The organism is Bradyrhizobium sp. ISRA442 (genome assembly GCF_038085055.1).
Lineage (GTDB): Bacteria > Pseudomonadota > Alphaproteobacteria > Rhizobiales > Xanthobacteraceae > Bradyrhizobium.
The window spans coordinates 351886-363570 of the sequence record NZ_JALGCN010000007.1 but is presented as its reverse complement, the minus strand read 5'-3'; the positions used below and the strand labels follow the sequence as shown (position 1 = coordinate 363570).

14 protein-coding genes are annotated in these 11685 nt (G+C 64.0%); 9 read left to right on the top strand and 5 right to left on the bottom strand.

From position 1 onward, the window contains the following. From MTR72_RS18205 to MTR72_RS18190, 4 genes are all read right to left on the bottom strand, one after another. Positions 1 to 335 (bottom strand): hypothetical protein (locus MTR72_RS18205; RefSeq protein ID WP_341510801.1); only part of this gene is annotated, 335 nt, incomplete at its 3' end. Positions 336 to 504: 169 nt separating this feature from the next. Then, entirely contained in the window at positions 505 to 1785 is a 1281-nt protein-coding gene (locus tag MTR72_RS18200) for an O-acetylhomoserine aminocarboxypropyltransferase (protein WP_341510800.1), read from the bottom strand. 134 nt (positions 1786 to 1919) lie between these two features. Beyond that, positions 1920 to 2504: a CoA-binding protein gene (locus MTR72_RS18195; RefSeq protein WP_280970606.1), complete on the bottom strand. Its 585-nt coding sequence runs from the start codon at positions 2502 to 2504 to the stop codon at positions 1920 to 1922. A gap of 140 nt (positions 2505 to 2644) precedes the next feature. Next, positions 2645 to 3469 (bottom strand): enoyl-CoA hydratase, encoded by an 825-nt coding sequence (locus MTR72_RS18190; RefSeq protein ID WP_341510799.1) that lies wholly within the window; start codon positions 3467 to 3469, stop codon positions 2645 to 2647. Positions 3470 to 3555: 86 nt separating this feature from the next. On the opposite strand from MTR72_RS18190, the gene MTR72_RS18185 reads away from it, so the two are divergent. The 6 genes from MTR72_RS18185 to MTR72_RS18160 all read left to right on the top strand — a co-directional run bounded on the left by MTR72_RS18185 (position 3556) and on the right by MTR72_RS18160 (position 7226). After that, positions 3556 to 3984, top strand: a complete 429-nt coding sequence (locus MTR72_RS18185; protein ID WP_280970608.1) for a PaaI family thioesterase — start codon at positions 3556 to 3558, stop codon at positions 3982 to 3984. Positions 3985 to 4141: 157 nt separating this feature from the next. Next, positions 4142 to 4606 carry a 50S ribosomal protein L13 gene (gene rplM, locus MTR72_RS18180; RefSeq protein WP_280970609.1) on the top strand — a complete coding sequence of 155 codons (465 nt, stop codon included), beginning with the start codon at positions 4142 to 4144 and terminating at the stop codon, positions 4604 to 4606. 1 nt (position 4607) lies between these two features. Continuing rightward, the gene (rpsI, locus tag MTR72_RS18175; RefSeq protein ID WP_341510798.1) at positions 4608 to 5084 is read left to right on the top strand and encodes a 30S ribosomal protein S9; all 477 of its coding nucleotides are present in this window, start codon (positions 4608 to 4610) and stop codon (positions 5082 to 5084) included. Positions 5085 to 5313: 229 nt separating this feature from the next. After that, positions 5314 to 6534 carry a GGDEF domain-containing protein gene (locus tag MTR72_RS18170; RefSeq protein ID WP_341510797.1) on the top strand — a complete coding sequence of 407 codons (1221 nt, stop codon included), beginning with the start codon at positions 5314 to 5316 and terminating at the stop codon, positions 6532 to 6534. A 58-nt stretch (positions 6535 to 6592) separates the two neighbouring features. Then, positions 6593 to 6829 (top strand): hypothetical protein, encoded by a 237-nt coding sequence (locus tag MTR72_RS18165; protein WP_341510796.1) that lies wholly within the window; start codon positions 6593 to 6595, stop codon positions 6827 to 6829. A 100-nt stretch (positions 6830 to 6929) separates the two neighbouring features. Then, positions 6930 to 7226, top strand: coding sequence for an antibiotic biosynthesis monooxygenase family protein (locus tag MTR72_RS18160; protein ID WP_280970613.1), 297 nt, complete (start codon positions 6930 to 6932; stop codon positions 7224 to 7226). A gap of 6 nt (positions 7227 to 7232) precedes the next feature. Here the strand turns inward: MTR72_RS18160 and MTR72_RS18155 are convergent, their stop codons facing one another. Continuing rightward, positions 7233 to 8375, bottom strand: a complete 1143-nt coding sequence (locus MTR72_RS18155) for an AI-2E family transporter (RefSeq protein ID WP_341510795.1) — start codon at positions 8373 to 8375, stop codon at positions 7233 to 7235. A 286-nt stretch (positions 8376 to 8661) separates the two neighbouring features. On the opposite strand from MTR72_RS18155, the gene MTR72_RS18150 reads away from it, so the two are divergent. The 3 genes from MTR72_RS18150 (at position 8662) to MTR72_RS18140 (ending at position 11680) form a co-directional block, all read left to right on the top strand. Next, positions 8662 to 9435, top strand: coding sequence for a gamma-glutamyl-gamma-aminobutyrate hydrolase family protein (locus tag MTR72_RS18150; RefSeq protein ID WP_280970615.1), 774 nt, complete (start codon positions 8662 to 8664; stop codon positions 9433 to 9435). Positions 9436 to 9609: 174 nt separating this feature from the next. After that, entirely contained in the window at positions 9610 to 10707 is a 1098-nt protein-coding gene (pdhA, locus tag MTR72_RS18145; protein ID WP_341510794.1) for a pyruvate dehydrogenase (acetyl-transferring) E1 component subunit alpha, read from the top strand. Next, positions 10700 to 11680: an alpha-ketoacid dehydrogenase subunit beta gene (locus tag MTR72_RS18140; protein ID WP_341510793.1), complete on the top strand. Its 981-nt coding sequence runs from the start codon at positions 10700 to 10702 to the stop codon at positions 11678 to 11680. Before pdhA ends, MTR72_RS18140 begins: the two co-directional genes overlap by 8 nt. Positions 11681 to 11685: the final 5 nt, after the last annotated feature.

Genomic DNA, 11685 nt, shown 5'->3' with positions numbered 1-11685 from the left:
CAATAGCCGTAGACGCCGCAGGCGTAGGGCAGCCGCCAGAAATAACCGACCTGAGGCCCGCCGTAATACGCGCCTTGATAGTCGTAATCCCAGGGGCGGCCGTAATAGCCCGGCAGCGTATTGGAGCCCGGCAGCAGCGGCGTGCCCGGCAGATTGCGGACGTAGCTGCCGATGCCATAGGCCGGCGAGATCAGCGCGTCCGGATCGGTCTCGACATAGACCTTCGGCGGTGGCGGCGCGACGGCCCGCCGCCTTGGTGTGGCCGCAAGATCGGCGGCGCCGGCACTCGAAACCGTCAGCATCGCCACGAGGGCGGGTACCATCCAGCGCAGCATCGTCGGCTCCGAATCAAAGGGGCGATCCACGGACAACGTATGCAACGGATATGGTTAATGACTGTTAACCGGCATCGTCATTCCGAGGCGGCTCGCAGAGCCGGACCGGAATCTCGAGCTCTCAGGTGCGCAATTGCGCACCAGAGTTCGCGCTATGTGACTCTGAACATCAAGCGCTGAGCGCCTGCTCCAAATCGGCAATCAAATCTTCCTTGTCCTCGATGCCGATCGAGAGCCGCACGACGTCGGGGCCGGCGCCGGACTTGATCTTGGCGGCGTCGTCGAGCTGGCTGTGCGTGGTTGAGGCAGGGTGGATGACGAGCGAGCGGGTGTCACCGACATTCGCAAGATGCGAGAACAGTTGCAGCTTCGACACGAGGCTGACGCCGGCGTCGTAGCCGCCCTTCAGGCTGAAGGTGAACACGGCGCCCGCGCCCCTCGGCGCATATTTGCGCGCGAGCTGGTTGTACTTGTCACCCGGCAGACCCGCATAGCTCACCGAGGCCACTGCGGGATGGCCGGCGAGGAATTCGGCAATCGCCTTGGCGTTGTCGCAGTGCTTCTGCATGCGCAGCGGCAGCGTCTCGATGCCGGTCAGGATCATGAAGGCGTTGAAGGGCGACAGCGCGGGGCCGAGATCGCGCAAGCCGAGGACGCGGCAGGCGATCGCGAAGGCGAAATTGCCGAACGTCTCCTGCAGCCGGATGCCGTGATATTCCGGCCGCGGTTCGGACAGCATCGGATATTTGCCGCCCGTGGACCAGTCGAAGGTGCCGGCATCGACGATGATGCCGCCGAGCGAATTGCCATGGCCGCCGAGAAACTTGGTCAGCGAGTGCACGACGATGTCGGCGCCGTGATCGATCGGGCGGATCAGGTAGGGCGAGGCCAGCGTGTTGTCGACGATCAGCGGCACGCCGGCCTTGCGGGCCACCGTCGAGATCGCCTCGATATCGGTGATGCTGCCGCCGGGATTGGCGATGGACTCGATGAAGATGGCCTTGGTGCGCGGCGAGACCGCGCGCTCGAAGGTCGTGATGTCGTCGGGATCGGCCCACACCACGTTCCAGCCAAAGCTCTTGAACGCATGCGTGAACTGGTTGATCGAGCCGCCATAGAGTTTTCGTGCGGCGATGAACTCGTCGCCGGGCTGGAGCAATTGCTGCAATACCACGACCTGCGCGGCATGGCCGGACGCGACGGCCAGAGCCGCGGTGCCACCTTCGAGCGCCGCGACGCGCTCTTCAAGCACGGCGTTGGTGGGATTGCCGATGCGGGTATAGATGTTGCCGAACGACTGCAATCCGAACAGCGAGGCGGCATGGTCGGCGTCATTGAAGACAAACGAGGTCGTCTGATAAATCGGGGTCGCGCGCGCACCGGTGGTGGGGTCGGGCTGTGCACCGGCGTGCACGGCAAGGGTCGAAAATCCCGGAAGGCGATCGCTCATTCGTGGCGTCCTGTTCTTGTGGTCTGAAATCGCGGCATGCTGATCGGCGCCGCGTCTGCCGTCAAGGCACGGCGTCAGATCAGGATGATCGTGCTGCGCAATGTCGCGTTCGCGAAATGAATGCTTCGCGTGCGTCAGCTTTGCTCGCTCTTGTTTTTGGCGGCGCGATCCGATGCTGCGGTGTCGCCGCCGCCGACGCTCATCCGGTTGAGGGAGAGCCGCATGCCTTGCGTCGGTGCCGGCGGACGCTTCGAACTCAGCGTGCGCGAATTGACGCCCATCCAGGAGATCTCCGACGACAGGCGGCCATATTCGATCTTGGGGCAGCGGTTCATCACGACCTTGATGCCGGCGGCCTCGGCCTTCTCTGCGGCCGCATCGTCACGCGCCCCGAGCTGCATCCAGATCACCTTCGGCAGCGGGTCGAGCGTCAGCGCTTCCTCGACCACGGGCATGATGTGGCTGGAGTTGCGGAAGATGTCGATCATGTCGATGGGGCGGCCGAGATCGCGCAGCGAGGCGACGAACGGCTTGCCGAGCAGCTCCTTGCCGACATGACCGGGATTGACCGGAATCATGTCGTAGCCGCGCTGTGCCAGATATTTGAACGCAAAGTAGCTCGGCCGCACGTTGACCGGCGAGGCGCCGACCATCGCGATCGACTTCACGCTGTTGAGGATGCCGCGGATGTAATTGTCGGGATAGGAGTCGTGGTTCATCTTTTCTTTTTCCTTGTCATTGCGAGGAGCGAAGCGACGAAGCAATCCAGTCTGTTTCCGTGGTGGGATTTCTGGATTGCTTCGCGGAGCCTGTCATCGGGCCGCGCCTCGCGCGGACCCGTTGGCTCGCAATGACGATTTCACTCATCCTTCCATGTCGGCGTGCGCTTCTCGATGAAGGCGCCGATGCCTTCCTCGGCGTCGCGCGCCATCATGTTCTCGGTCATCACCTCTGCCGCATAGCGATAGGCTTCGGCAAGGCTCATCTCCGCCTGGCGATAGAACGCCTCTTTGCCGAGCTTGACGGTGTAGGCGGATTTCAGCGCGACCTGCTGCGCCAGCGCGATCGCGGCGTCGCGCTCGGTGCCGGCGGCGACCACGCGATTGACGAGGCCGATCTCGCGCGCGCGTGCGGCCGGGATCGGCTCGCCCGTCAGCAGCATCTCCATCGCCTGCTTGCGCGGCACGTTGCGTGACAGCGCCACCATCGGCGTCGAGCAGAACAGGCCGATATCGACGCCGGGCGTGGCGAAGCTTGCGGCCTCCGAGGCGACGGCGAGGTCGCAGCTTGCGACGAGCTGGCAGCCGGCTGCGGTGGCTATGCCCTGAACGGCAGCGACCACAGGCTTGGGCAGACGCACGATCGCCTGCATCATCGCGCTACAGGCCGTCATGACCTGCGCAAAATAGGCCCGGCCGCGATCCGGATCGGTGCGGCGCGCGGTGAGTTCTTTCATATCGTGGCCGGCGGAAAAAGCGGGGCCGTTGGCCGCGATGACGGCCGCGCGGATGCGCTTGTCCTCCGCGATCGCGTTGAGGCTCGCATGTAGCTGTCCGATCATCGCCTCTGAGAGGCTATTGCGCGCGGCCGGTCGGTTCAGCGTGAGCACGGCAATGCTGTCGACGATCTCGCGCAGCAGGATCGGCGGCGGGGGAGAGGGGGCGCGGGCGGCTTGGACTGACATTGAAGCGATTCCGCTTGGATTATTGCAGTTGGATGATGCAGATAACTTAATGTAACAGGCGGAGTGAAGCGAGGGTGGGGGACAGCATGGCGTTAGCGAAAATGAGCGTGGCGGACCTCGAACAGTTCCTCCGCGACGAGTTTCCCCAGGCGTTCAGCGGTGACGACATCACGATCGAGAGCGCGGACGGCCAGACCTGCCTATTGCGCCAGCGCTACAGCGAAAGGATGCTGCGGCCGGGTGGAACCGTGTCCGGCCCGACGCTGATGGCGCTCGCCGATTTCGCCATGTACGTGGTCCTGCTGTCGGCTATCGGGCCCGTCGGGCTAGCCGTCACCACCAACCTCAACATCAACTTCCTGCGCAAGGGCCAGCCGGGGCAGGATGTGCTCGCCGAGGCCCGGCTGCTCAAGCTCGGCAAGCGCTTGGCCGTCGGCGAGGTGAATCTCCTGTCCGGGACCTCGGCCGATCCGATCGCGCACGTCACGTCGACCTATTCCATTCCAAATGTTTGAGCTTTTCGATGGTATTATAGAACCATATTTTTAAGTTATTGATTTTGCTGATGTAATTTCCGACGGAGGGCATTGACCGTTGCGCGTCGGTTCTCTAGAAAGCCGCGCAGTCTGGCGCTGTGTTCGCGCCGATGTCTCCTTCCACGGAAATTCTGACATGAAAACCTTTTCGGCAAAGCCGGCCGAGGTGACGAAGAAGTGGGTGCTGATCGACGCCAAGGGTCTGGTTGTCGGCCGTCTCGCCACCATCGTCGCCATGCGGCTCCGCGGCAAGCACCTCCCGACCTACACCCCGCACGTTGATTGCGGCGACAACGTCATCATCATCAACGCCCAGCATGCGGTGCTCACCGGCCGCAAGCGCGAGCAGAAGACCTACTACAAGCACACCGGCTATGTCGGTCACGTCAAGGAGCGCACCGCGCGCCAGATCCTCGAGGGCCGTCATCCCGAGCGCGTGCTCGAGAAGGCCGTCGAGCGCATGATCCCGCGTGGTCCGCTCGGCCGTGTCCAGATGAGCAACCTCCGCGTCTACGGCGGGGCCGATCATCCGCATGAGGCGCAGCAGCCCGAGAAGCTCGACATCGCCAAGTTGAACCGCAAGAACACGAGGGCCGCATAACATGGCCGAATCCATCCAGTCGCTCGACCAGCTCTCGCAGCTCAAGACGGCCGCGCCCGACGCGCCCAAGCACGAGAAGAAGGTCGACAAGCTCAATCGCGCCTATGCCACCGGCAAGCGCAAGGACGCGGTCGCCCGCGTCTGGATCAAGCCGGGTGCCGGCAAGGTCATGGTCAACTCGCGCGAGGTCGAAATCTATTTCGCCCGTCCCGTGCTGCGCATGATGATCCAGCAGCCGTTCGTCGCGGCCCAGCGCGCCGGCCAGTACGACGTGATCTGCACCGTCGCCGGCGGCGGTCTGTCCGGCCAGGCCGGCGCCGTTCGTCACGGCATCTCCAAGGCGCTCACCTATTTCGAGCCGGAGCTGCGTACGGTGCTCAAGAAGGGCGGCTTCCTCACCCGCGACTCCCGCGTGGTCGAGCGCAAGAAGTACGGCAAGGCGAAGGCGCGCCGGTCGTTCCAGTTCTCCAAGCGTTAATCGCTTCGGTAACATTCGCCGCGAAAGCGGTTTCAATGAGATGCAAAAGGGCGCTGGTTTCAGCGCCCTTTTTGTTGTTCGTTTGTATGCAAATTCATGGATTCTTTCGTGAAAACTTGCCCCCGCATGAAAACCTGAATGGAACCCGCGGGACATAGCGTCGCATCTGGAAGGGCGCGCAAGTCGGCTGAGCCGATCGCGTAACTGCTATGTTTTAAAGGGGGCCGACATGATGTCGCTCGATAGCATCACGCTCTATTTGGTCGCCACGATGGTTGCCGCACTGCTCGGCGCCATGATGGTGTTTTTCGGCAAGCAGGAGAACAGCCCCGCGCTGAAATGGTGGGGCATGTCATATCTGCTCGGCGCGGCCTCGGTGGCGCTGTGGACGGCGGCCGGCGACAGGCTCGGTCCGCAAGTGTATCTCGCGCTGAACGCGGCCGGCTTCGTCGCCTGCGGCATGGTGTGGAACGCCGCGCGCGTTTTCCACGGCCGCAAGCCGAACTGGCCGGGCCTCGTGATCGGTGCGCTCGCGTGGGTCGCGGCGGTGACGCTGCTCGATCCCGCCGCATCCACGCTGCGCATGGTCATCGGCGCCGGCATCGTCTCGGTCTATGCGGCGCTGATTGCGAGCGAGCTCTGGGTCGAGCGGCGCAAGAGCCTGCAGCGGCGCTGGCCGGCCGTTGTGGTGCCGGTGATGCACGGCTGCGTGCTGATGCTGCCGATCCTGATCGGTGGCTTCTTGCGGCCAAACGATGCCAGCTTCTCGGCCAGCATCTGGGTCACCATGTTCGCGGTCGAGCTCGTGCTCTATGCCGTCGGCACCGTGTTCGTGATCTTCATGCTGGTGTCGGAGCGTACGGTCACGGCGCACAGGACCGCGGCTTCCACCGATCCCCTGACCGGCATGCTCAACCGCCGCGGCTTCTCGGAGGCCTGCTCGCGGGTGATCGAGCGCGAGGCCAAGGGTGGACGGCCGGTAACCGTGATGATCTTTGACATCGATCACTTCAAGTCGATCAACGACCGCTTCGGCCATCCCGCCGGCGACGAGATGCTGAAACTGTTCTCAACCGTCGTCGTCAGCAATCTGCGCATCTCGGACCTCTCGGGCCGCATCGGCGGCGAGGAGTTCGCGGCGCTTCTGCCGTGCTCACTGGAAGAGGGCGTGCTGGTCGCCGAGCGCGTGCGCGAGGCATTCGAGACCTCCGGCGTCGTGGTCGAGGAGGGGCCGGTCGACACCACCGTCAGCATCGGTGTGGCGGGTGGTCCGGCCGGCACCGAGCTCGAGGTGCTGCTGGCGGCCGCAGACACTGCGCTCTACCAGGCCAAGCGTGGCGGCCGTAACCGCGTCGAGGCAGCGGAAGAGCTGCCGCTGTCGCTGGAGAACTGGCGCCGCCAGAGCGCAGCGCGGGTCGGCGTGCCGCGGACGCAACCGGCCACGGTCTGAGGTGCAGGAGGGCTTGCGGTAATCCTCTGTTTACCATTCGATCCCTACCATTCAGGCCATGGAATCGATCCGTCGACAGAATCCGCAAACTGCCCTGATGTCGCTCGAAGCTGCTGCGGCCTCGGCTCGCGGCGGCTTTGCCTGTCTGTTCTCCACCGCCGACGAGTACGAGACCGCTGTCATCAGCGAGCGCCGTGCGCAGGGGCGCTATACGCAGAGCCGCAGCTACTGGCCGTTCGGGCTGCTTGCCGGTTGCGCGCTCATCGTGGCCGGCACCGTGTTGCTGTACGTCTGAGAGCGCTGCATTTTCCGGTCAGTAGGGCGCCGTTTCGGCGCCTTTTTCTTTTTCCCCGGCTGCGGTAGACACGCCCATCAAGCAAGAAGGGTGGAAACCGATGATTACCGAAATCGCACAAATCGACGTCAAGCCGGGCAGCGAGAAGGATTTCGAGGCCGCTGTCGCCAAGGCCAAGGCCGCGTTCGGCCGCGCCAAGGGCTTTCACGGCTTCGAGCTGCACAAGTCGATCGAGAACCCGCAGCGGTACCGGCTGATGGTGAAGTGGGCGACGTTGGAAAATCACACCGTTGATTTCCGCAACTCGGAGAATTTCACCGAATGGCGCGGCTTGGTCGGCCAGTACTTCGCTGCGCCGCCGGAGGTTGAGCATACCGAGACCGTGCTGACGACCTGAGCGGATTCACGCCGCTTCGACTTGGGTGGGCGCCGTGGTCTCATAGGTCTTGAAGTGATCGATCATGACCTTGGCGATGGCGACCAGCGGCAGCGCCAGCGCGAGGCCCCAGATTCCGAAGACCACCCCGAGCAGGATCTGGAACGCGAACAGCGTCGCCGGTGGAATGTCCAGCGCCTGGCGCTGGAGGATCGGCGTCAGCACATAGCTCTCCATCGCGTGTACGCCGAGGAACAGGAGCAGCGCGGATAGCGCTGGGATCCAGCCCGAGGCAAGGCTCGCCAGCACGACGACGAGGCCGGCGATGATGGCGCCCACCGTCGGGATGAAGGCGAGCAGGCCGGCCTGAATGCCGAGAATGAACGAGCCGGGGATGCCGATGATGGCGAGCCCGATCCAGGTCACGACCCCGACCGCGATCATGACGATGATCTGCGCGATCAGCCAGCGCTCCAGCGTCTCGCTGATGCGATCGATGATGAGAGTGGCCCGGATGCGGTGCCTCGCCGGCGCGAGGAACAAGAGGCCCTCGCGGTAGAGGCTTGGCTGGGCGGCGAAAGCCAGCCCCAGGAACAGCACGATGAAGATGTTGCCGACGGCGCTGATCGTGCCGAGCAGCAGCTTGAAGGTCTGGCTCACGATCGCCCCGCCGCTGGAGGCGAGGGCGCCCGCGCCCGGCAGCGGGCCGTGCGGAACCGGGCTTGGGGCGGGCACCGTCTCCGAGGCTGCGTTGGTGGAGGCGGGCGTCGCATTGCCGATGTCGAAGAAACTGGTGTCGATGCCGTGGCTCTCGAGGAAGGACCTGACGTGCGTGATCTGCGACTTGATGGTGTTGCTGAGCGCCGATGCCTGTTCGGCGATGGTCGCGCCGCCGAGATAGGCGACGCCCGCGAGCAACACGGCAAGCGCCATGCAGACGATCGCGAGCCGGACCGGATGTGGCCAACGAAAACGGCGGCCAAGCGCATTGGTCAGTGCGTTGAGGCCGAGGCCTAGCAGCATGCCGGTGAAGATCAGGAGCAGCGTAGCGGCAAAATACCAGGTGAAGATGAGCAGCGCGGTGAACAGCACGACGCCCATGCCGCCGACCGTGATCGCCCAGGCCAGCTCGCTGCGCGTCCGGGATCGTTCGTCTGCTGGGATGCTCACATCGTTTCCTCTTCGAAGGCAGCGCGCACGGCACTCTTTCGCGAAATCGGCCCTCGGATCAAGCCGGGGCTGCGGGCCGGTTTGATAGTGACGGCGGCGACCGACCCGGGGGTGCGAACCGCGCGGCGACAGGCTGCCGCCATCGCGGACGGGCGACCTCAATTGCCGTCAGGCGGGACATTTAAGCGAAAATAGCATTGCCGTCCCGCAGTCTCCTCGGTTGAATTTGTTCCATCCGACGGGCATGTTTGGAGAATCTTCTTCGGCGGGGAGGTCGGAACGGGAGATGAGAAAGCCGGTCGTCGGCGTGATCGGGAATTCCCATCGCGTCGAAAATCGATTTCAGGTCCAGATGGTCGGTGAGCGCAATTTACGCGCGATTGCCGAAGTCTCCGGCGGCTTGCCGCTGATGTTCGCGGGCTCACCCGACATTACCGACATCGCTGCGCTGCTCGATACCGTCGACGGTGTCATCCTCACCGGCGCCCGCGCCAACGTCCACCCGACGCGCTTCAACGTCGATCCCTGCGAGAAGCATGAGCCTTACGACATCCATCGCGACGAGGTGGCGCTGGCGCTCTCGGTGGCCTGTGTCTCGCGCGGCATCCCGCTGTTCGGCATTTGCCGCGGCCTGCAGGAGATGAACGTTGCCTTCGGCGGCTCGCTGCACCCCGAGATCCGCGAACTGCCCGGCCGGATGAACCACCGCATGCCGCGGCTGGAGAACGGCGAGATCCATCCCGATCCGACCGTGGTATTCGCCGACCGCCATGACGTCGCCCTCACGCCGGGCGGAGCTTTCGCCAAAATCCTCGGCTGCGAGACGATCCGCGTTAATTCGCTGCATGGCCAGGGCATCCTGGAGCCGGGCAAGCGCGTGCTGATCGAAGGCGTCGCCGAAGACGGCACCATCGAGGCAATCCGCATCGCGGAGGCGCCGAGCTTTGCGCTCGGCGTGCAATGGCACGCCGAGTACGACCCGCAGCGCAATCCGATCAACCGGAAGATATTTGAAGCGTTCGGCGAGGCCTTGGTCGAAAGGCAGCGCGCGACGGCGTAGTGCACCCGCGCGGCCCGCTGTTGCGCCGTTTCCATGATTGCGTGAATCGACCGCAAGCGGCGATACCGCAAGGATTGCAGGCGCTTCGGAGTAATCCTTTGGCGGTATTGCATCGTCTGGCACAAACACCACCTGAATGAGTTGTAGAGGCACAATCGCTCCGGGAGTGAGAGCGTGGCCAGCCGTAGGGTAAATCAGGATCTCCCCGTCATTGCGCGCTTCGAGGTGCGTCACCGTAATTACCTCGCGCCGGACGGCTCAATCCAGCGGCCGCTTCCTGCCTTCGCCTCTAACGCCAAGCTGCTGATTGAGCTTTACCGGTCAATGGTGCTGCTGCGGCTGTTTGACCGGAAGGCTGTTGCGTTGCAGCGCACGGGCCGGCTTGGGACTTATGCCGTTTCGCTCGGCCAGGAGGCTGTATCGGTCGGGATCGCCAGTGCGATGCGGGAAGAGGATGTGCTGTTGCCGTCGTATCGCGACAACGGGGCTCTGCTCTGGCGTGGCGTCAGGCTGGAAGAGATCCTCCTGTTCTGGGGCGGCGACGAACGCGGTAACCGGTTTTCAGGACCGGTCCACGATTTCCCGTTCTGTGTTCCGGTCGGATCCCAGGCGCCGCATGCCGCCGGTGTCGCCTACGCCCTCAAGCTGCGCAAGCAACCGCGCGTCGCCGTATGCCTGTTCGGCGATGGAGCCACCTCGAAAGGCGACGTCTACGAGGCGATGAATTTTGCCGGCGTGCACAAATTGCCGCTCGTATTTGTGGTCGCCAACAATCAATGGGCCATATCGGTACCATTGCGACAGCAGACCGCGTGCGAAACGCTGGCCCAGAAGGCGATCGCCGCAGGTTTTGTCGGTGAGCAGGTCGATGGGAGTGACGTGGTGGCGATGCGCGCCGCTGGTGAGGAAGCCGTTGCCGCCGCCCGCGACGGCAACGGACCTCGGTTCATCGAGGCGGTCACGTACCGGCTCGGCGACCACACGACATCCGACGACGCGGCGCGCTATCGTCCGGCCGAGGAGGTCCAGGCGCATTGGAAGCAAGAACCGATTGCGCGGCTGAGGGCTTATCTGGTCGCTCAGAAAATGTGGGGCAAGGCGGACGAGGAGCAGCTCGCCACCGAATGCCATGCGCGGGTCGAGGCGGCGGCCGAACGCTATCTGGCGACAGTGCCGCGCCGTCCCGAAACCATGTTCGATCACCTGTATGCTGATCTGCCTGAGGTCTATGCCGCGCAGCGCCGCGAACTCGCGGGAGAGCACGATGCCTGAGGCAACGTTGGTCGAAGCCATCAACCTGGCGCTCGCTCGCGCCATGGAAGATGATCCTGACGTCGTTGTGCTTGGCGAGGACGTTGGCGTCAACGGCGGCGTCTTCCGCGCAACCGCAGGCTTGCAGAAGCGGTTTGGGGCGGCGCGGGTCCTCGATACGCCGCTTGCCGAACTTCTGATCTCCGGGCTCTGCGTCGGCATGGCTGCGCAGGGACTGAAACCGGTCGGCGAGATTCAGTTCATGGGATTCATCTATCCCTGCCTGGATCAACTCGTGAACCATGCATCCCGATTGCGCAACCGGACTCAGGGACGGCTCACCTGTCCCATGGTTCTGCGCACGCCGCACGGCGCCGGCATCCGCGCGCCCGAGCATCATTCCGAAAGCACCGAGGCAATGCTCGCCCATATTCCCGGGTTGCGCGTCGTCATGCCGTCCTCGCCCGAACGTGCCTATGGATTGTTGCTCGCGGCCATACGCGATCCCGATCCTGTCGTGTTTCTCGAGCCGACGCGCCTGTACCGTGCGGCCAAAGGCGAAGTGGAGGACAATGGCGAAGCCTTGCCGCTGGATGCCGCTTTTGTCTTGAAGGAAGGTCGCGATCTGACGCTGATAAGCTGGGGAGCCATGCTGAAGGAAACCATGGCTGCGGCGGAGGCACTGTCGGCCGAAGGCATCGCGGCCGAGGTCATCGATCTCGCCACGCTCAAGCCCTACGACGAAGACACCGTGCTCGGTTCGGTCGCCAAGACCGGCCGTTGCGTTATCGTGCACGAGGCAGCACGCACCGGCGGATTTGGCGCCGAGATCGCCGCGACCATTGCCGAGCGCCGCCTGTCCTCGCTGCTTGCGCCTGTGACCCGCGTCACCGGCTACGACACCGTCGTTCCGATGGCGCGTCTGGAGCAACACTACATGCCTTCGGTCGAACGCATCATGACTGCCGCCCGCAAGGTTTGCCAGTTCAGCTAGATGCC

Bases quoted from the DNA above. Each gene is read 5' to 3' on its own strand.
- MTR72_RS18200 (WP_341510800.1), bottom strand. From the start codon at position 1,785: ATGAGCGATCGCCTTCCGGGATTTTCGACCCTTGCCGTGCACGCCGGT.
- MTR72_RS18195 (WP_280970606.1), bottom strand. From the start codon at position 2,504: ATGAACCACGACTCCTATCCCGACAATTACATCCGCGGCATCCTCAAC.
- MTR72_RS18190 (WP_341510799.1), bottom strand. From the start codon at position 3,469: ATGTCAGTCCAAGCCGCCCGCGCCCCCTCTCCCCCGCCGCCGATCCTG.
- MTR72_RS18185 (WP_280970608.1), top strand. From the start codon at position 3,556: ATGGCGTTAGCGAAAATGAGCGTGGCGGACCTCGAACAGTTCCTCCGC.
- rplM (WP_280970609.1), top strand. From the start codon at position 4,142: ATGAAAACCTTTTCGGCAAAGCCGGCCGAGGTGACGAAGAAGTGGGTG.
- rpsI (WP_341510798.1), top strand. From the start codon at position 4,608: ATGGCCGAATCCATCCAGTCGCTCGACCAGCTCTCGCAGCTCAAGACG.
- MTR72_RS18170 (WP_341510797.1), top strand. From the start codon at position 5,314: ATGATGTCGCTCGATAGCATCACGCTCTATTTGGTCGCCACGATGGTT.
- MTR72_RS18165 (WP_341510796.1), top strand. From the start codon at position 6,593: ATGGAATCGATCCGTCGACAGAATCCGCAAACTGCCCTGATGTCGCTC.
- MTR72_RS18160 (WP_280970613.1), top strand. From the start codon at position 6,930: ATGATTACCGAAATCGCACAAATCGACGTCAAGCCGGGCAGCGAGAAG.
- MTR72_RS18150 (WP_280970615.1), top strand. From the start codon at position 8,662: ATGAGAAAGCCGGTCGTCGGCGTGATCGGGAATTCCCATCGCGTCGAA.
- MTR72_RS18140 (WP_341510793.1), top strand. From the start codon at position 10,700: ATGCCTGAGGCAACGTTGGTCGAAGCCATCAACCTGGCGCTCGCTCGC.